This is a genomic window from Bradyrhizobium sp. 192, from assembly GCF_023100965.1.
Taxonomy (GTDB): Bacteria; Pseudomonadota; Alphaproteobacteria; order Rhizobiales; family Xanthobacteraceae; genus Bradyrhizobium; species Bradyrhizobium symbiodeficiens.
Map to the genome: position 1 here is coordinate 4,690,922 of NZ_CP064690.1, position 17,224 is coordinate 4,708,145.

Genomic DNA, 17,224 nt, shown 5'->3' on the forward strand with positions numbered 1-17,224 from the left:
TCGGTGCAGCCTCCTCACAGGAGGCGCATTGCTATTTCCTCCGGCATCTTGCCTCCCGCCCTGGTTGATCCTTCATACTCCCGCGAATGGGGCGTCGGAGATCGACCATGCGCGAATTATCGGCGGAAGCCAGGCTGCACTTTTACGCGCGTTCGCTCTCGCGTCGGACCGTGGCGAACGCCCATCACCTCGGGCTCTACAGTGCCTTTGCCGTCATCGCGGCGATCGTGTTCGGCACGCTGTCGGTGCATCCGTTCTGATCACGGGCCGCGCTTGAACGGCGCGAGCTCGATCCCCGCATCCTTCAACGCCTGTCGCAAGGTCCGCGCGATCTCGACGGCACCGTGGGTGTCGCCGTGAATACACACCGTGTCCGTGCGCATCTTAATCACCTTGCCTGTCACCGAGACCACCGCGCCGTCCTGCACCATGCGCACCACGCGGTCGGCGATCGCCTTGGCATCGTGCAGCACCGCACCTAGCTTCTTGCGCGAGACGAGGTTGCCGTCGTCCTCATAGGCGCGGTCGGCGAACACCTCGTGCACCATCGGCAGATTGGCGTCCTCGCCGGCTTTCACCAGCTTCGAATTGGCGAGCACGACGAAGATCAGGCTGGGATCGACCGCCCGGATGCCGGCGGCGATGGCTTTGGCGGTCATGTCGTCCTCGCAGGCGACGTTCGAGAGCGCGCCATGCGCCTTCACATGGGTGACCTTGTGGCCGGCCGCGGTCGCGATCGCCTGCAGCGCTCCGATCTGGTAGGCGACGAGGTTCTCGATCTCGGACGCCTTCAGACCGGCGATCGGATGCCGGCCGAAACCGTGAAGGTCGCGATATCCGGGGTGGGCGCCAACCGAGACGCCGCGCGCCTTCGCCAGTTCCACCGTCCGGCGCATGATGTCGGGATCGCCGGCATGGAAGCCGCAGGCAACGTTGACCGAGCTCGCCAGCTCGATCATGGCAGCGTCGTTGCCCATCTCCCACGCACCGAAACCTTCGCCGAGGTCGCAATTGAGATCGATCGTCTTCATGGGTTGCTCTCCGGTCGTCGTGTCGTTTATGGCTCCGCCGTCACCTGCCAGGTCCCGGCATCCACGGCGCTCACCGCATAGCCCGCGACGTTCGCATCGCTGAGCGCCTCGATGTTGAGCGCGACGCTGTCGGCGGTGCGCAGGCGATCGGGCAGGTTGCGGATCAGTTGCGCGAACTTCTTGGCCTCGTCCTGCGCCTCGGCCATGCTGACCGCCTTGAAACGGAACGCGGTTCCCGCCGAGGTCTGGGCGAGGCGGCCGACATCGGCGGTGATCACCGTTGCGATCTTGGGATAACCGCCGGAGGTGCCGCGGTCCATCATCAACGCGATCGGCGCGCCGTTGCCGGGCACCTGGATGCTGCCATTGACGGTACCGTCGGAGACGATGTTGTGGCCGTGCAGATGCTTGATGGCAGGGCCCTCGAGCCGATAGCCCATGCGATCGGAGGTCGCCGAGATCTTCCACTCGCTGTCCAGGAACAGCGCCTTGTTGGCGTCGTCGAACTCGTCGTCCTGCGGGCCCAGCAGGACGCGGATCGGGCCGCTCACCGGCTTCGGCAGTTCGATCCGAAGCTCCGGCGCACCGCTTGCGGCATCGACGCTGAATTCGTCGCCGGCCTGGAGCGGGCGCGGGTAAGGGCTGCCGAGGCCGGCGCGGGCATTGACGGCGAGACTGCCGAACACCGGCTCGCCCTTGATGGCGCCTTCGATCGCGAGATAGGTGAAGGCGCCGCCGCGGGCAAAGCCCAGCGTCAGCGTCTCGCCGTCCTTCAGCGTCACCGAATTGTCCATCGCGACCGGGCTTCCTGCGACGTCCGCATTGCGCGGCGCGCCTGAAATCGCCACGCGCACCGCGCCGTCATGCGCGGTGAAGACGGCGCCGAACGGGCCGATCTCGACAGCGGCTGCGAACGGCGCGTTGCCGACCAGCGTATTCGCCGCGGCCAGCGACAGCCGATCCATGGCGCCGCTGACCGTCAGGCCGTAGCGCTGCGCACCGTGGCGTCCGCCGTCCTGCACGGAGCTGGCCGGGCCGATGCTGGCGACGACGAGGCGGCTCATGCGATCACCTGCTCGGCGACGATCTCGCCGGCTTCCGCAGCGCGATCCAGCTCCTCGAACTCCTTGTGGTCGATGGCGAAAAACGTCACGCGATCACCGGGTTCGGTGAGGAAAGTCGGATTGCGGTGGAGCTGATAGGTTCTGACCGGCGTGCGGCCGAGCAGATGCCAGCCGCTCGGGGCGGCCAGGCACTGGATCCCGGCCTGAACGCCGCCGATCGAGATCGTGCCGGCGGGCGTCAGCAGCCGCGGCGACTGCCGGCGCGACATGTGCAGGGATTTGTCGAGGCCGCTGAGATAGGACCAGCCCGGCGTGAATCCGATCATGGCCACCTTGTAGTCGCCGCCCGCATGTCGGGCGACGATGTCGTCCGGCGTGGTGTCGAGCGCCTTGGCGACATCCTCGAGGTCGATGCCATGCTCGCCGCCATAGGCGACGGGAATGCGCCAGCGGCGCGCCCTGGTCACCGGGGGCGGCGGCTGAATGGCAATCGGCAGCAGCTTCTCGCCAAGCGCATCGAAACCGATCTTGCCGGGATCGTAATGCACCAGCAGCGAGCGATAGGTCGGCACAGTCTCGGTGATGCCATCGATGGGGCTCGCTGCAAGCGCCTTGTCCAGCGCCAGCACGCGCTGGTTGGCATCGTCGTCGATGGTGCGGCTGAACTCGACCGCGACGGCGCTGTCGCCACTGGGCAGAAGGCGGGGCGGAGGGAGCGGCACGGCCATGAGCTGTCGAAGTTGGGCCTTGAGGGAATACGCGGGCTCGATCTTGAGTTCCGCCTCGACCCTGCTTCGCGTAAATGCGCCCGCAAGTCCAATAAATTAATGCAGGGGAAGCCGATAAAGCCTTGTTATCGCGTCGCATAACGGCCCACCGGCCCTGCGTAATTGTTAGCCTCTTGGCCCTTGACGCAAGGGCTGCGGCTCGCAAGATGCGCGCGTTGTTTCCCGCATCTCCGGAGCTCGTCTGTTTCCATGTCGCTGTCCCCCGAAGCCCGCAAGATCCTCGCCGGCATCACCACTGCCACCATCACCACGGTCCTGCTGAAGAAGGGCCTGCGCAATGTGTGGATGCGGGGCGCGCGGCCGCTGCGCCCGGGCCTGCCGCGTCTGGTGGGGCCGGCCTTCACGCTGCGCTTCGTGCCCGCGCGCGAGGATCTGGCGACGCCGGAATCCTGGTCGTCGCCGATCTCGACCCGCACAGCGATCGAGGCGATGCCGGAGGGCTGCATTGCCGTGGTCGATGCCATGGGCATCACCGATGCCGGCATCTTCGGCGACATCCTCTGCGCCCGCATGATGAAGCGCGGCGTCACCGCGCTCGTGACCGATGGCGTCGTGCGTGACGTCGAGGGCGTGCTCGGCACCAATCTCCCGGTGTGGTGCGACGGCTATTCCGCGCCGCCCTCCGTGGCCGGCCTGACCTTCGTCGGCTGGGGCGAGCCGATCGGCTGCGGCGGGGTTGCCGTTTTTCCGAACGACATCGTGGTCGCCGACCAGGACGGCTGCGTGCTGATCCCGCAGGCGATGCTCGACCACGTGCTCAACGAGGGCGTCGAGCAGGAACGCATGGAAGCCTGGATCGTCAACGAGGTGAACAACGGCGCCGTGCTGCCGGGCCTCTATCCCATGAACGCCGAGACCAAGGCGCGCTACGCCGCCAGCAAGAAGTAACGGAAGCGAGGACACCCCATGGAGATCACTGTTGCAGGTACGCGGCCGACCCGCCGCGCGCCCAAGGAAAACTTCACCGGCACCGTGTGGCAGGACCCCGTGATCATGGCGCCCGCGCCGGCACGGCTGAACTGCTCGCGGGTCGCGTTCGAGCCGGGCGCGCGCACCAATTGGCATCACCATCCGCTCGGGCAGACGCTCTATGTCATCTCCGGCGTCGGCCGCGTCCAGACCAAGGGCGGCCCGGTCAGGGAAATCCGCCCCGGCGACACCGTCTGGATTCCGCCGGGTGAGCTGCACTGGCACGGGGCCTCGCCGACCAACGGCATGTGCCACATCGCCATGCAGGAAGCGCTCGATGGCGTCTACTCGACCTGGCTTGAGCCGGTCACGGACGCGGACTACGGGGCGGCGCTGGGCTGACGCCTCGTGTCCCGGTCAAGACGCATCGCCCCAAGGCGATGCGTCGCCGATCCGTGAAGCAGAATGTTCCAGCAACCAAGAGGGCTGGGTCCCGGCTCTGCGCAGCAACGCTGCGCGTTGCAGTGCGTCCTGAACACGGCAAACTTACATCCTCTCCGCCGTCCACGTGCCCTTGCACATCGGCCCGCGCCAGGTGCCGGAGCCAGAGGTGCCGCTGAGCCGGCCGAAGCCGACGGCGCGCTTGATGCCGGTGCTCAAGGTGACGTTGATGCTGCCGGCATCCGCCACGCGGCCCGACGCCGACACCGCGGCGTTGCTCGAGGCGATCTGGCCGTTGCTGATGCCGATCGAGACCGTTGCGCCGTTGCCGCAAGTCTCGCTCGATGACGAGATGCGGACATTCCATGCACCATCGAAATTGGAGGTTGCCGCGCCTGCCTGCGTCAGCGGGAAGGCGACGGCGACAATGGTGGCGAAGAGAGCCTTGCGAAAGCCGTTCATGACACGCCCCTGTGGTTGATCATGCGGGGATCGTGGCACGCGTGCGGAACCGTCGATGTGAGGGCTGTCACGCGGCGACGGGGCTGTGTGAGGTTGCGCACGTCACGATAATGCCGCGACCAAAAGCAAGGGGACCCGGATCACGGGCTCCCTTGTCTCGGTCAGGACGTCCGGCTCGAACTCAATTCACGCGCGTCCAGGTCTGGCCGCCGCAGAACATGCCGCCGAAGGCGCAGCCCTGCACGCGCAGGCGGTCGGTGCCCTTCAGCGCGATCGTCGAATCGTAGGTCGAGCCGGAGTTCGGATCGAGGATGCGGCCGGACCATTTCTGGTCCTTGCCGGGCTTCATGTTGATCAGGACCTGCTCGCCGTTCTGGTTCGATTTGCTGTCGACCGAATAGCCGCAAAGGTTGTTGCCGCATTGCTCGATGCGGACCTTGCCTTCCTTCTCCTCGGTGAGCCAGACGCCGAGCGGTGAATTGAGATCACGCGTGGGCGCGGCTGCAGGCGCTGGCGGCGCGACGGCGGCGGCCTGAACGGGGGGACGAGCCGGCGCGGGCGGAGGAGGCGGGGCTACAGCCGGAGGTGCCGCAGCCACGGTCGGGGCCGGCGGAGGTGCGGCGGGTGCTGCCTGCTGCTCGACCGGCGCGGGGGCCGGAGGAGGCGCGGGCGGCGGCAAGACGGCGGTCTCGGCCGGCGGATTGCTGGCGGTCGCTGGCGGGGGAGCCGACGGTGGTGCTGCGGCCGCGGGGGCAGGCGCGGGCACCGGTGCGGCGGCGGCCGGCGCGGTGGTCGTCGGGGCGGGGGCCGGAGGCGCAGCCGGCGTTTGCGGCTCGACCGTGGCTTGCTGCGGTGCCTGCTGGCCCGGGGTCGCCTCGTTCTTCTTGGCTTTCTTCGCCTTGCCCTGGCCGGTGTTGTCGTACACGCCCGGGATCTGCACGGTGCCGCGGTCCGGGTCGATGCGGATGGTACGCCCGCCATATTCGAAGGTGTACTGCGCCTGCGCAGCAGTGCTCGCCAAAAGGAATGCGGCCGTGGCCAACAGCTTCCTCATTTCCATCTCCTGAACAGTTGGTCCCCGCACCGACGCTTACGCGCCGGCCCGACTGCAAAAAGTGATCTAGATCACTGTCGTCCGTATGAGTCGCCGTCCTGCGGTTTCCGGTTCAATAGACCCGGGGCCGGTCCAAAGTTTGGCGGGGGCAAGCGACACGAGGACGCGGCCTGAAGCGCCGTTCCGGCGTGATCGGAGCCACGTTCCAGCTTCTCAGGTCACCGTGTTTTCCTTGGCGCGAACCGGCACTGAATTCGCGCAAAAACGCTCTAGTCGAACCAGGCGGCGTAGATCTTCTTGTAGCTGCCGTCCTCCATGGAAATGTGCAGCCACTGGTCGACGAAGGCCTTCAGCGCCATGTCGCGCTGGAGCCAATAGGCCTTCTCGGAGAAGTCGAACGGCTTTTCGGGATGCACCGCGCACAGTACGTCGGCATGCTGCTTCTGCTGGTAGCGCGTCTCGGAGGCGTCCGTCATCATCAGATCGGCGTTGCCCTTGGCGATCTCGTCGAAGATCACGGTATTGTCGGAGAAGACGGTGATCTCTGCATCCCTGACGTTGGCACGGGCAAAGCGTTCGTTGGTGCCGCCGGGATTGACGATCACGCGCGTGCCTTTCTTGTCGATGTCCGCGATGCTCTGGTACTTGCCGACATCGGCGCAGCGGGCGATCGGCGTCTTGCCCTCGCGCATGATCGGCGTCGTGAAGAAGCCTTTCCTTTGCCGGTCGAGCGTGACCGAGACGCCGCCCATGGCGATGTCGAACTGGTCGGCCTCGAAATCCTTCATCAGCTTCGGCCAGGCCGTGGGCACGAACTCGACCTTGACCCCGAGCGCCTTGCCGAGTGCTTCGGCCATGTCGACGTCGAAACCGCTGAATTTCTGCGTTGCCTTGTCCAGATAGGTGAAGGGCTTGTAGTCGCCGGTCATGCCGACCCGCAAGGTGCCGCGCTTGACGATCTCGTCGAGGCGCGAGGGCGCCTGCTGCGCGTGGGCCGAAAGATCTGCCAGCAACGCCACGGCCAACGCCGCCAGGATTCGAACAGCCATTCGAACGATCATCTCTTCTCCACCCCTGCGCGAGCTGTCATTGTGCAGCTCTTGAGGGGTGGATTTAGATCAGATGCCAGGCGCTGGCGAGATGGAATTGAAGGGAATTTCGACGTGACGATCTCGATGTACGAAGCCTCTGTCGGCCTCTTCGTCCCGCATTTGCGCAACCTGTCGGGGCTGCTCGACAAGGGCGTGGCCTATGCGGAGACCCGCAAGTTCAATCCGGCGATTCTGCTCGGTATGCGGCTGGCCCCGAACATGTACGATCTGGCGCAGCAGGTCGGCGAGGCCTGCCGGCATGCGGTGGTCGCCCCGGCCTTGCTGGCGGAGCGCGAGCCGGTGGCGCTGCCGGCGCTGGAGCACGACATGGCGGGACTGCAGGCCCGGATCGCAACCTCGATCGAGTTCATCGAAAGCCTGCCGCGCGCGGAGATCGATGCGGCGGCGGAGCGGAATGTCTTCTTCAGGCTGAAGAACGGGACCGAGCTGCCCTTCACCGGGCGAGCGCTGCTGCTGACCTTCAGTGTCCCGCAGTTCTTCTTTCACGTCACGACCGCCTACGACCTGCTGCGGCACGCAGGCGTCGAGCTCGCGAAGAAGGATTATCTCGGCAGGCGGTAGAGCTTACGCTTCGCCCTTGCGCTCGTAATCGGCGAGCGAGCTGCGGCCGGCGATCTCGCTGCGCAGTTCTTCGAAGCGACGGTGTGCCTCGTCCTCGTGCTCGTCGACGAAGCGCATGGCGGCCTCGCTCGTCATCGGGCCGCTAATCACGGGAACGGATTGCTCGCCGATGGTCTCGTGGACGTAGAACTGGTCGTCATCGCCGCGATGAACCGTCCATTTGAGCCGGATCGCGACCATCGGTCCAGGCCCGACCTTGCTATAGCCGTCGCCGTCGATGTGCTCCGGCACCAGCGGCTGCTCTTCGACCACCGGATGCTCTTCGACTGACTGATGCTCGTCGACGACCGGATACTCGTCGACGACCTGCTGTTCGTCGGAGTCCATATGCTCGCGCTCTCCGGTGACCACGATCTCGGTCTCGGTTTTGCGAATGACGAGGACGGGCTCGGGGTGCTCCAGAATGCTGGCTATGGTCGCCAGCGCATGGTCGGTCGGGTCGATTTCTGACAAGGGTCCATCCTCCAGCTCGACGCGCCAGCCAGTCTGTCCCACTGCCGCCGCGCTTCCGGCACCATTACGCGCGTTTGATTAAGGCTGAGTTGGGGCTCGATCTGCACCAAAATGGGACGCATTCTGGCCATCCGAAGGCGGGCATATTGTTCGCCCGCCGTCGGCTTGTTCAGCCGAGCACGTCCTGGTTGATGATGTTCTGCCGGATGGGATCGCCGTCCAGCACACTCAGGATATTGCGCGCGGTCTGTTCGCTCATGCGGCTCACCGCCTCGACGGTGACGCCGGCGACGTGCGGGGCGATGATGACGTTGGGCAGCGCGAACAGCGCGTTGCTGACCGGCGGCGGCTCCACCTCAAACACGTCGATCCCGGCGCCTGCGAGCTTGCCGGAGACCAGGGCGTCGTACAGCGCGGCTTCCTTCACGATGCCGCCGCGCGCGGTGTTGATGAGACAGGATTTCGGCTTCATCCGGCCGATCCTGTCGGCATCGAACAGGCCGATCGTTTCCGGCGTCTTCGGGCAGTGGATGGTGACGAAATCGGCTTGAGGCAGCGCGGCATCGAGGTCGGCGACGGGCTCGCAGCCGACGGCCTTGATCTCGGCGGCCGGCCTGTAGGGATCGTAGACCTGCACGGTCATTTCCATCGCCAGGCACCGCTTGGCGGTACGGGTGCCGATGCGGCCGAAGCCGATGATCAGCACGGTCTTGCCGTAGAGATCGAACGGCAGCATGCCGAGCCGGTCGGCCCATTTGCCGTCCTTGACGCAGGCGTGCAACTCTTTCGCGCGCTTGGCCAGCGTCAGCATCATGAACAGCGCCTGCTCGGCGACCGAGGGCGAGTTGGCGCTGCCCGCGACCATCAGTGGCACCTTGCGGCGGGACAGAGCGGGCACGTCGACGGCGTCGTAGCCGACACCGATGCGGGTGACGACCTTCATATCTTTCGCTGCTTCGAGTTCGGTCTCGCCGAAGGCGGTCGCGCCGAGCGCGACGCCATGAACCGGCGCATGGCTCTTCAGCAAGGCCTCAAAGTCTTTCGCCAAGATCAGGTTCGGAAACTCGACGAGTTCGATATCGTCGCGCTGGGTGAGGAGGGCGCGTGCCCCTTGCGACAAAGTTTGTGTAACGAAAATCTTCTTCTTGTTGGTCGCCATCGTCCCCTGCCTGCGCGAGTTTCTTGGACCGGCGTCACAACACGACGCCGGTCGCCTCGTTTAGCAGGTGCATGTTATTGAGGTCCATCGCCAAACGCATGGGTGCCCCGTCCTTGGCGCCGGCATTGGGATCGACGCGGCCACAGACCGGCGTGCCCTCGAGGCCGAAATAGACCAGCGTCTCCATGCCCATCGGCTCGGTGACGTCGAGCACGGTGTCGAAGGTCTCAACGCCCGGTCCGAGATGCGCGTGCGCCTCGGTGAGATGCTCGGGGCGGAGGCCGAGCAGCAGCTTGTCGGTGCGCGGCAGCGAATTGTAACGCGCCGCGCGGGCCGGCGGCAGCGCAAAGGCGATGCGGTCGGTGAGGCGGATCTGAAGCGTGCCGCCGAGATCCTCGAGCCGGCACGGCAGGAAGTTCATCGCGGGCGAGCCGATGAAGCCGGCGACGAAACGCGTCGCCGGCCTGTGGTAGAGCTCGTTCGGCGTGCCGATCTGCTCGATGCGCCCCTTGTTCATCACCACGACGCGGTCGGCCAGCGTCATCGCCTCGACCTGGTCGTGGGTGACGTAGACCGTGGTGGTGCGGACCTTCTGGTGCACCTTCTTGATCTCGATCCGCATCTGCACGCGCAGCTTGGCGTCGAGATTGGACAGCGGCTCGTCGAACAGAAAGACTTTCGGATTTCGCACGATGGCCCGGCCCATCGCGACGCGCTGGCGCTGGCCACCGGAGAGCTGCTTCGGCTTGCGGTCGATCAGGTCGGTGATGTCGAGCAGGCGGGCGGCTTCCGTCACCCGCGCCTTGATCTCGGCCTTGGGGTAGTGCTTGAGCCGGAGCCCGAACGACATGTTCTCGGCGACCGTCATGTGCGGATAGAGCGCGTAATTCTGGAACACCATCGCGATGTCGCGGTCTTTCGGCGGCACGTCATTGACGACGTCGCCGCCGATCATGATGTCGCCGTCGGTGATGTCCTCGAGGCCTGCGATCATCCGCAGCGTCGTCGACTTGCCGCAGCCGGAGGGACCGACCAGCACGATGAACTCGTGGTCGGCGATATCCAGGTCGATGCCGCGCACGGCTTCGACGTCGTCGTAACGCTTAACCACTTTCCGCAAAGCAACGTCAGCCATCGAACTTCAGCTCCTGGTCATCAACCCTTTGTCGCACCGGCGGTCAGGCCGGCAATGTAATAGTCCATCAGGAAGGCGTAGATGATGAGCGGCGGCGCCGCGCCGAGCAGCGCGCCGGTCATGATCTGTCCCCAGTTGAAGACGTCGCCCTTGATCAGCGTGGTAATGATGCCGACCGGCAGCACGAGTTGATCCGTGGAGGTCGTGAACACGAGCGGATAGAGGAATTGCGCCCAGGACACGGTAAAGGCGAAGATGGTCGCGGCGATCAGTCCCGGCAGCGCCACCGGAATGAAGATCCGGGTCAGCGTCTGGAACCAGGACGCCCCATCGATGATCGCGGCCTCGTCGAGCTCCTTGGGGATCGATGCGAAGTATCCGATCATGATCCAGGTGCAGAACGGGACCGTCAGCGTCGGATAGATGAAGAGCAGCACGTACCAGCGGTTGATGAGCTGGATGCCGGTCCAGTCGCCGAACTGGGCGAACACCTTGAACAGCGGAATGAACAACAGGCTGTCCGGAATCAGGTAGGTCAGGAACACGCCGGTCGCCAGCGTGGCCGACCCCCAGAACCGCATCCGGGCGAGGGCAAATGCCGCGGGCACGCTGATCAGCATCGTGATGGTGACCACGAAAATCGAAACCAGCGCGGAATTCAAGAAGAACCGCAGGAACTGGTTTGACGTCAGCAGGCCGACATAGTTCTCGAGAGTCGGGTGGAAAACCCACCATGGATTGGTCGCCGCCGAGATTTCAGCGCTGCTCTTGAGAGAGGTGATCAGCATGTAAATGGGCGGCAGCAGCGAGAAGATCGCAAACAGCGTCAGAAAGAAGTACGACCATCGCAGCGCCCATTTGCGGTCGCGGCTCATGCTTCCCAACTTGACGGTGCGCCTCGGCGCGGCCTTGTCTATCGTGACTGAGCTCATCAGGCTTCATTCCCGCGCTTGTTGACGTCCCGCAGGATGAATATCGCTGCGACCGCCAGGATCGGCACCATGAACAGGGAGACGCTTGCGCCAAGCGGAATATCGCTTCCTTCGATGCCGATCCTGAAAGCCCAGGTCGCAAAGATGTGGGTGTGGTCGAGAGGGCCACCGGCGGTCAGGATTCTCACGATGTCGAAATTGGCGAAGGTCACGATCAGCGAGAACAACGTCGTGATCGCTATGATGTTGCGCATCATCGGCAGCGTCACGTACCAGATGCGCTGCCACCAATTGGCTCCGTCGATCGCCGCGGCTTCATAGAGCTGCTCGGGCACCGATTTCAGGGAAGCCAGATACATGATCATGAAGAATGGCGCGCCGTACCAGACGTTGACCAGGATCACGGAAAAGCGCGCCCAGTCGGCATCACCCGTCCACGGGATCGGCCCGATCCCGAAAAACGACAGCGTATAGTTGAACGCGCTGTAGGAGGGATCGAACAGCCAAAGCCATGCGAGCGTGCTCATCGCGGGCGGGATGACCCAGGGCACCAGCAGCATGCCGCGCCATTTGCGCTGACCTTTGGCCGGAATGTTATGGACGAAGTGGGCGACGATGAACCCGATCAGCGCCTTGAACAAAACGGCGGTGATGGCGAAGATGCAGGATTGCTTGACGACAAGCCAGAACGTGTCGCGCTTGAACAGGAACTCGAAGTTACCGAAACCGACGAATCTTTGCATCGACTTGTTGAGGGTCGCCAGATGCAGCGAATAGAACGCAGGATAAAGCACCAGAAGTGCAATGAGGATGATCAGCGGCAACGTCATCAGGAACGCCGCGGTGGATTTGCGTTTGAGTGCCTTTTTCAAACCGGAGCGTTTTCGCACCGGTTGCGCTGCGCCGACCGTGTTCGGCTGCAATGCGACATCCGCCATGATGCATTTTCCTTGCGCGATTTGGGCGATCAACCCGACTCTTGGAAGGTGCGAGAACCGAAGCTGCCGGTTCTCGCCAAGTGAGTGAGACGGAGGACTCGCCGCGGACGGCTTCATGCCGTTGCGGCGAGCCTGTCCGGCTTAGCTCCGCATGAAGCCTTCACACTCGCCTTCGGCCCAGGCGAGCGTCTTTTCCATCGCTTCGCCCTGATGATACCGCAGGCACATCTTGGTGAGCGTGGCTTGCGCGTAGATCTGCTGTGCGATCTTCGGCGGCGCGGGAGAGGCTGCAATCGACAACGTCTGATGCTTGTAGGGATTTGGATAGTGAAAGAGCGTCCCTTTCGGCGGACCCTCTTCCTGCCAAACCTTCAGCGTTGTGAGCTTCTCATAAGCGGGCAAATCGTAGCCTCCGCTGGCGTTGACCATCTTTTCGATGGCTGCCGGCTTCGACAACGCGATGAGCAGGCTCTTCGCTGCCTCCTTGTTCTTGGAGAAGTTCCAGATGCTCCAGAAATAGGGCAGGTAGGGTGCAAAGCGCCCCTTCGGCCCTTTCGGGAATCCGTGCGTCCAGCATTGCTCCGCAACCTGCGGCGCGTCGCGTTTGGCGACCGCCCAGGCGCTCGGCGGATTCATGATCATCGCACCTCGGCCGGAGACCAGCCATTTATTGTTGGATGCGTCGTCCCAGGCTGCGACATCGGGCGGCAGGAAGCCGATCAGCTTCTTGTAGAAATCGAGCGCCTGACGAACCGCATCGGTCTTGACGGTGAGATTGCCCTTGGCGTCCACGAGCTGGGCGCCGAACGAAAGGAAAATCGCGCCCGCCGTATCGACGTTGTCGGTGGTCTCGCCGAGGCCGATACCGAACGGGACGCCGGCCTTGTGACAGGCTTCGGCAGCTTTCAGGAATGTTTCGAGCGTCCAGTCATCCGCTTTCGGTTCAGAGCCGGCCGGATACATCGCCTGCACGTCGATGCCGGCGTGCTTCTTCATCAAATCGATGCGGGAGCAGGGCCCCTTGATTTGACTGCCGACGCAGGCCGGGACGCCGAGCCATTTGCTCCCGGACATGCCCAGATATTTGACCGTGCCGTTCACCTCGCCGTTCTCCGCGATGATCGGCCCCATGATGTCGGCAACGTTCTCCAACTGGTCGGCGTTGGAATGGGCCCACCACGTCGGCATCGCGAAAATATCATGACCTGACTTTGCCTGCGCTTCCGCGGCGATGGTCAGCAGGTTCTTGTTGCCCTGGCTTGGGATGTAGTCGATGGAGACTTCGACCTTCTCCTTGGCGGCCCATTCATTGACCAGATCGGTCGAGGCCTTGTTGGCGCCTGGCACCCAATGGTCCCAGAAGCCGATCGAGAGCTTGCCGGCGGCGTTAGCGCCCCGGACGTAAGGCGCTGTCACCAGCGCCGCGGAGGACAGTGCAGTGGCAGCCACAAATTGACGTCGCGTCAGTTTCTTGCGTGACATCTCGTTTCCTCGCCTGGGTGTTTGTTGTTGGAGTTTCCTCTGAGACTTCTTTTCAAGTTTCTTGTGGTTGGATTTTCTTATTGACGCCGTCGGCCCAGGTGAGCAAATCACGCAGGCCGCAGCAAATTGGTAGCGCGATCAGATCATGATTGATCGCGTCTGTCGAGAAAGCCGAACGGCTCACGCCTAGAACTTACGTTGTGTGCTGGATCGCGGGAGCGCTGAGCCGCCCGTCAGTTGCGATCGCTTGTTTTTTGCAACGCACACGTCGGATGAACCGGTCTGGAACGATCGGTGCGCAATTACGCCGCAGTTTCGAATAAGCCTGCATAACCGCTTCGCGCGAAAGCGTTTTCGGGCGTGGACAGCGCTCGGCTGCGTCTGGACCGCGAAGGGACGGAAACGATAGTGTCGCACTTGGCGGGTGACCTCGCCCCAACAGGCCAATCAGATCGACGATGGAGACGAGAATGATCAACCCGGCGCCGTCAGCGCGGCTTCACTTGCGGCGATGGCTCGCGCTGGGGGCCGTGCTTACGCTGCTGCTCGGCGCGCCCACAGTGGCCCATGCTCAAGGCTTGGTCAAAGGCGTTCAGGACGGCGCTGCGGCCGGAAACAAGGCAGCAGGTCCGGTCGGTGGCGTGCTCGGCGGTGCAATCGGCGGCGTGGTCGGCGTCTTCACCGGCGTGCTCGGCGTCGGCAACAATGGCAATCAGGCCCCGGCCGCCAAGGATGCCGGCAAGGATGCCAAGCAGCAGGGCGCGGCCAAGGACAAGGATGCCAAAGACAAGGATGCAAAGGGCGCCAAAGCGGGCAAGGGCGCCAAGGCGAGCAAGGAGGCCAAGAACGCACCTAATCAAGGCAAGGACAATAAGGACGTCACGGTCCTCACCCAGCCCGGCGCGCCGCAGCAGAGCGCGGAACAGATCGTCGCCAACAGCGATTCTTATATCGAGCGGATCAAGACCCAGCTGAACCTCACGGCTGATCAGGAGAAGCACTGGTACGGCTTCTCCAGCGCAATGCACTACCTGGGACATAATGGTGCGGAGCGGCTCAACTTGCGGGTTGCGCGCGCCAAGCGGGATCCACCCGACGACATCATCGAGCAGATGCGCAACGAGGCGCAGTTCCTGATCGATCGCGCCGCCGATCAGCGCAATGTCGCCGACGCTGCCGAGCCGCTGTTTTCGAGCCTCGATGACAAGCAGAAGCAGGTCTTCATTCAGGAGATGGTGCGGCTGAGCCACGAGCGAGGATTGGATTGATCCAGTTGAATCGGATCGGGCGGGCGTGAATTAACGGCGCCCGCACGAATTCGTGAATCTTCTCCGCAATTGAGTTATGATCAACTCTGGAATCTGACTGCGGGGTTGATATGGCGGACGGACTCTCCGTTTTCCTGGTCGAAGACGAGGCGTTGATCCGGATGATGATGGCCGACATGGTGGTGGAACTCGGCCACCACGTCGTCGCGGAAGCGGACAATGTCCGGGACGCGAGCGCGTTCGCCATGACTGCGCAATACGATATGGCCATCCTCGACATCAATCTGATGGGCGTCTACGTCGATCCCGTCGCCGACCTGATCGAACGGCGTGGAAAGCCGTTCATGTTCGCCACGGGGTACGGTCCGGAATTGTTGCCGTCCTTGCTCCGGCGCAGGCCGATCCTGCGCAAGCCGATCGCAATGGATCAGCTCAAGGCGATGATCGATTCCTTGTTTCCGGGAGCCTCGGTCAAAGCGCCGCACTGAGCGACGGCGAAGACGCCGCACTGGTGACGGCGAAGACACCGCACTCGTGACGGCGAAGACGCCGCACTGAGATAGTCCAATGAAAATGGCCGCCCGTCAGGGGCGGCCATTTGGCGACGGAATTTGTCGCGGTCTCACATCAGGCCGGCGCTGAGGTCAATGCCGTACGCCATCAGGCCGAACGAGGTGACCAGGCCCGTGCAGCAGAACAGCAAAATGGTCTTGAAGGACGATTCGGCGAAACGCGTTTCGACGACGGCCGGCATCGCGGCGATCGAAATCATGCTCATGTTTCATTGCCCCCTTGTTGACCCTGAATTGCATCAGGTGGGGGAACGCTAGAGCAGAGAGTTTGACATCGGATTGCGAGGCATCCTTAACGAAATCCGAGTTGGATCCCGCGTTCTCGGGCGCCGCGGGCCGGATTGCAAGTCTCAGTTGCGGCCGTTCTTCAGCACGGTGGCGATGGTGTGGGCCGTCATCGCCGCGCGGTCCGAAGCGCGCTGGGCGGCCAGCCGGTCTCGCGCCTTTTCCTCGATCAGAAGGTCGATCAGGGCCAACCGCTTGCCTTCGTCATCCGCCTGGCTCAGCAGGCGGTGATAGCGGTGATAGTCGAAACCAAAATCCTGCTTACGCATGTCACGCCCCCGCAACTACGCCACACACACGGCAGGATTGTTTCTCATCCGGAACACCCAGGCAAGCACGTTCATGCCTGGAACCGCACGTGCGCCGCAATCAGCTGTGCATGACTGCAGCCGTGAGCGGGGAGGACACCCCAAGTTCAATTCGGGTTGGAGTCGGCGAACATTTTCAGGCCGACGAAGCTCGCATCCGGCTTGATCACGAGCCTGGTCGGGATATTGCGTAGATAATCCCGGAAGCGTCCCTTGGCTTCGAAGCGCGCCCGGAACGCGGAGGCGAGAAGGAACTCGGGAAAGCGCGGCACGATACCGCCGGCGACATAGACACCGCCGCGCGCGCCGAACGTTACCGCGAGATTGCCGGCGACCGAGCCAAGGATGGCGCAAAACATCTCCAGCGCCGCGCGGCTAACGGAACAATTGCCCTCCAGCGCCGCCTTGGTGATGGCGGCAGCCTCGCGATGCGGCACCTGAGCGCCGTCGACTTCGGCCAGGGCTTCGTAGAGGTTTTGCAGTCCTGAACCCGAGAGTGCGCCACGCTCGATGGAGACGTGGCCGAGGCGCCGGCGCAAGCACGCGATCACACGTTCCTCGCGCTCGTTCTCCGCCGGAAGGGTCGCGTGTCCGGCTTCGGTAACGACCGCCAGCCGCGCGCCATGGCGCTCGACCAGGCAGGAGACGCCAAAGCCGGTTCCGGGTCCGACCACCAGGAGCGGCTCTCCGGGCAGGCCATCGCCTCCGCCGAGCGGGATCAGATCGGCGAGCTGCAGGGCGGGCAGGGACCAAGCCACCACCTCGAAATCGTTCAGCACATGGACGCTGTCGAAGCCGAGAGCCGGCTGCAACTCGTTGCCGTCGATGACCCAGGGGCTGTTGGTCATGACGCAGCGGTTGTTGGTGACGGGACCCGCCACGGCCAGCACGGCTCTTTGCGGCGGCGCGCCGCCTGACCGGCGCGCCAGCACGTCTGCGATGGCTTCCCGGACGGTCGGGAAGTCGGCGACCTTGACGTAATCGATCGGCCCGGTCTGGTCGACGTTGCTCAGGTCGCCGTGGCCGAATTCGCTTCGGATCAGCGCGAAGCGCGCATTGGTGCCGCCGATATCGGCGAGAAGAATCTGTCCTGTCTTGCCGATATTCATGACCTCGTGGCTGCCGCCGCCTTGTGGCCCGGCAACCCTGTCCTCCACATCTTCGACCCGCTCCGCGTAGTCGCGGACAGTGCGAGAATCCGCCCTTGGGT

Annotated in this window: 21 protein-coding genes; 6 read left to right on the forward strand and 15 right to left on the reverse strand. The window is 63.9% G+C overall.

Features of this window, described 5'->3' with window-relative positions; all coding sequences use genetic code 11:
• The first annotated feature begins 107 nt into the window (after window positions 1-107).
• A complete protein-coding gene (locus IVB24_RS21415) occupies window positions 108-260 on the forward strand; it encodes a hypothetical protein (RefSeq protein WP_174718688.1) in 153 nt (50 codons plus the stop codon).
• On the opposite strand, the gene IVB24_RS21420 is transcribed toward IVB24_RS21415, so the two are convergent.
• From IVB24_RS21420 to pxpB, 3 genes are read right to left on the reverse strand one after another with little or no spacing between them, the layout of a single operon-like run.
• Window positions 261-1,031, reverse strand: coding sequence for a 5-oxoprolinase subunit PxpA (locus IVB24_RS21420; protein ID WP_247768530.1), 771 nt, complete (start codon window positions 1,029-1,031; stop codon window positions 261-263).
• A 26-nt stretch (window positions 1,032-1,057) separates the two neighbouring features.
• Window positions 1,058-2,095, reverse strand: a complete 1,038-nt coding sequence (locus tag IVB24_RS21425) for a biotin-dependent carboxyltransferase family protein (protein ID WP_247768532.1) — start codon at window positions 2,093-2,095, stop codon at window positions 1,058-1,060.
• Entirely contained in the window at window positions 2,092-2,823 is a 732-nt protein-coding gene (gene pxpB, locus IVB24_RS21430) for a 5-oxoprolinase subunit PxpB (protein WP_247768534.1), read from the reverse strand. Before pxpB ends, IVB24_RS21425 begins: the two co-directional genes overlap by 4 nt.
• Window positions 2,824-3,072: 249 nt before the next feature.
• Here pxpB and IVB24_RS21435 point away from each other — a divergent pair, with 249 nt between their 5' ends.
• Together IVB24_RS21435 and IVB24_RS21440 are read left to right on the forward strand one after the other, a co-directional pair.
• On the forward strand, window positions 3,073-3,771 hold the full coding sequence (locus IVB24_RS21435) for a ribonuclease activity regulator RraA (protein WP_247768535.1): 699 nt from the start codon (window positions 3,073-3,075) through the stop codon (window positions 3,769-3,771).
• An 18-nt stretch (window positions 3,772-3,789) separates the two neighbouring features.
• Window positions 3,790-4,194 carry a cupin domain-containing protein gene (locus tag IVB24_RS21440; protein WP_094973951.1) on the forward strand — a complete coding sequence of 135 codons (405 nt, stop codon included), beginning with the start codon at window positions 3,790-3,792 and terminating at the stop codon, window positions 4,192-4,194.
• Window positions 4,195-4,338: 144 nt separating this feature from the next.
• Here IVB24_RS21440 and IVB24_RS21445 read toward each other — a convergent pair whose 3' ends face one another.
• The 3 genes from IVB24_RS21445 to IVB24_RS21455 all read right to left on the reverse strand — a co-directional run bounded on the left by IVB24_RS21445 (window position 4,339) and on the right by IVB24_RS21455 (window position 6,798).
• A complete protein-coding gene (locus IVB24_RS21445; protein ID WP_094973950.1) occupies window positions 4,339-4,695 on the reverse strand; it encodes a hypothetical protein in 357 nt (118 codons plus the stop codon).
• Window positions 4,696-4,876: 181 nt separating this feature from the next.
• Entirely contained in the window at window positions 4,877-5,749 is an 873-nt protein-coding gene (locus tag IVB24_RS21450) for a DUF2147 domain-containing protein (protein WP_094974059.1), read from the reverse strand.
• Window positions 5,750-6,018: 269 nt separating this feature from the next.
• Complete coding sequence (locus IVB24_RS21455) at window positions 6,019-6,798, reverse strand: transporter substrate-binding domain-containing protein (protein ID WP_247768537.1); 780 nt, start codon at window positions 6,796-6,798, stop codon at window positions 6,019-6,021.
• A 126-nt stretch (window positions 6,799-6,924) separates the two neighbouring features.
• Between IVB24_RS21455 and IVB24_RS21460 the strand changes: the two genes are divergently transcribed.
• On the forward strand, window positions 6,925-7,422 hold the full coding sequence (locus IVB24_RS21460) for a DUF1993 domain-containing protein (protein ID WP_247774145.1): 498 nt from the start codon (window positions 6,925-6,927) through the stop codon (window positions 7,420-7,422).
• A 3-nt stretch (window positions 7,423-7,425) separates the two neighbouring features.
• On the opposite strand, the gene IVB24_RS21465 is transcribed toward IVB24_RS21460, so the two are convergent.
• The 6 genes from IVB24_RS21465 to IVB24_RS21490 all read right to left on the reverse strand — a co-directional run bounded on the left by IVB24_RS21465 (window position 7,426) and on the right by IVB24_RS21490 (window position 13,581).
• Complete coding sequence (locus IVB24_RS21465; RefSeq protein ID WP_247768539.1) at window positions 7,426-7,935, reverse strand: hypothetical protein; 510 nt, start codon at window positions 7,933-7,935, stop codon at window positions 7,426-7,428.
• Window positions 7,936-8,104: 169 nt separating this feature from the next.
• Window positions 8,105-9,094: a hydroxyacid dehydrogenase gene (locus tag IVB24_RS21470; protein ID WP_247768541.1), complete on the reverse strand. Its 990-nt coding sequence runs from the start codon at window positions 9,092-9,094 to the stop codon at window positions 8,105-8,107.
• Window positions 9,095-9,128: 34 nt separating this feature from the next.
• Window positions 9,129-10,229: a sn-glycerol-3-phosphate ABC transporter ATP-binding protein UgpC gene (ugpC, locus tag IVB24_RS21475; RefSeq protein WP_094973946.1), complete on the reverse strand. Its 1,101-nt coding sequence runs from the start codon at window positions 10,227-10,229 to the stop codon at window positions 9,129-9,131.
• A gap of 20 nt (window positions 10,230-10,249) precedes the next feature.
• Window positions 10,250-11,161, reverse strand: coding sequence for a carbohydrate ABC transporter permease (locus tag IVB24_RS21480; RefSeq protein WP_166469329.1), 912 nt, complete (start codon window positions 11,159-11,161; stop codon window positions 10,250-10,252).
• Window positions 11,161-12,099, reverse strand: a complete 939-nt coding sequence (locus tag IVB24_RS21485; RefSeq protein WP_094974057.1) for a sugar ABC transporter permease — start codon at window positions 12,097-12,099, stop codon at window positions 11,161-11,163. The genes IVB24_RS21480 and IVB24_RS21485 overlap by 1 nt, the downstream gene beginning before the upstream one ends.
• Before the next feature lie 141 nt (window positions 12,100-12,240).
• Entirely contained in the window at window positions 12,241-13,581 is a 1,341-nt protein-coding gene (locus IVB24_RS21490; protein WP_166469330.1) for an extracellular solute-binding protein, read from the reverse strand.
• Between the two features lie 470 nt (window positions 13,582-14,051).
• Here IVB24_RS21490 and IVB24_RS21495 point away from each other — a divergent pair, with 470 nt between their 5' ends.
• Both IVB24_RS21495 and IVB24_RS21500 read left to right on the forward strand, forming a co-directional pair.
• A complete protein-coding gene (locus tag IVB24_RS21495; RefSeq protein WP_247768543.1) occupies window positions 14,052-14,849 on the forward strand; it encodes a Spy/CpxP family protein refolding chaperone in 798 nt (265 codons plus the stop codon).
• A gap of 110 nt (window positions 14,850-14,959) precedes the next feature.
• Complete coding sequence (locus tag IVB24_RS21500) at window positions 14,960-15,337, forward strand: response regulator (RefSeq protein ID WP_094973942.1); 378 nt, start codon at window positions 14,960-14,962, stop codon at window positions 15,335-15,337.
• Window positions 15,338-15,471: 134 nt separating this feature from the next.
• On the opposite strand, the gene IVB24_RS21505 is transcribed toward IVB24_RS21500, so the two are convergent.
• The 3 genes from IVB24_RS21505 to glk all read right to left on the reverse strand — a co-directional run bounded on the left by IVB24_RS21505 (window position 15,472) and on the right by glk (window position 17,123).
• Complete coding sequence (locus IVB24_RS21505) at window positions 15,472-15,627, reverse strand: hypothetical protein (protein WP_247768544.1); 156 nt, start codon at window positions 15,625-15,627, stop codon at window positions 15,472-15,474.
• A 144-nt stretch (window positions 15,628-15,771) separates the two neighbouring features.
• Window positions 15,772-15,975 (reverse strand): hypothetical protein, encoded by a 204-nt coding sequence (locus IVB24_RS21510; protein ID WP_106950632.1) that lies wholly within the window; start codon window positions 15,973-15,975, stop codon window positions 15,772-15,774.
• Window positions 15,976-16,121: 146 nt separating this feature from the next.
• Window positions 16,122-17,123, reverse strand: a complete 1,002-nt coding sequence (gene glk, locus IVB24_RS21515) for a glucokinase (protein ID WP_247774146.1) — start codon at window positions 17,121-17,123, stop codon at window positions 16,122-16,124.
• Window positions 17,124-17,224 lie beyond the last annotated feature (101 nt).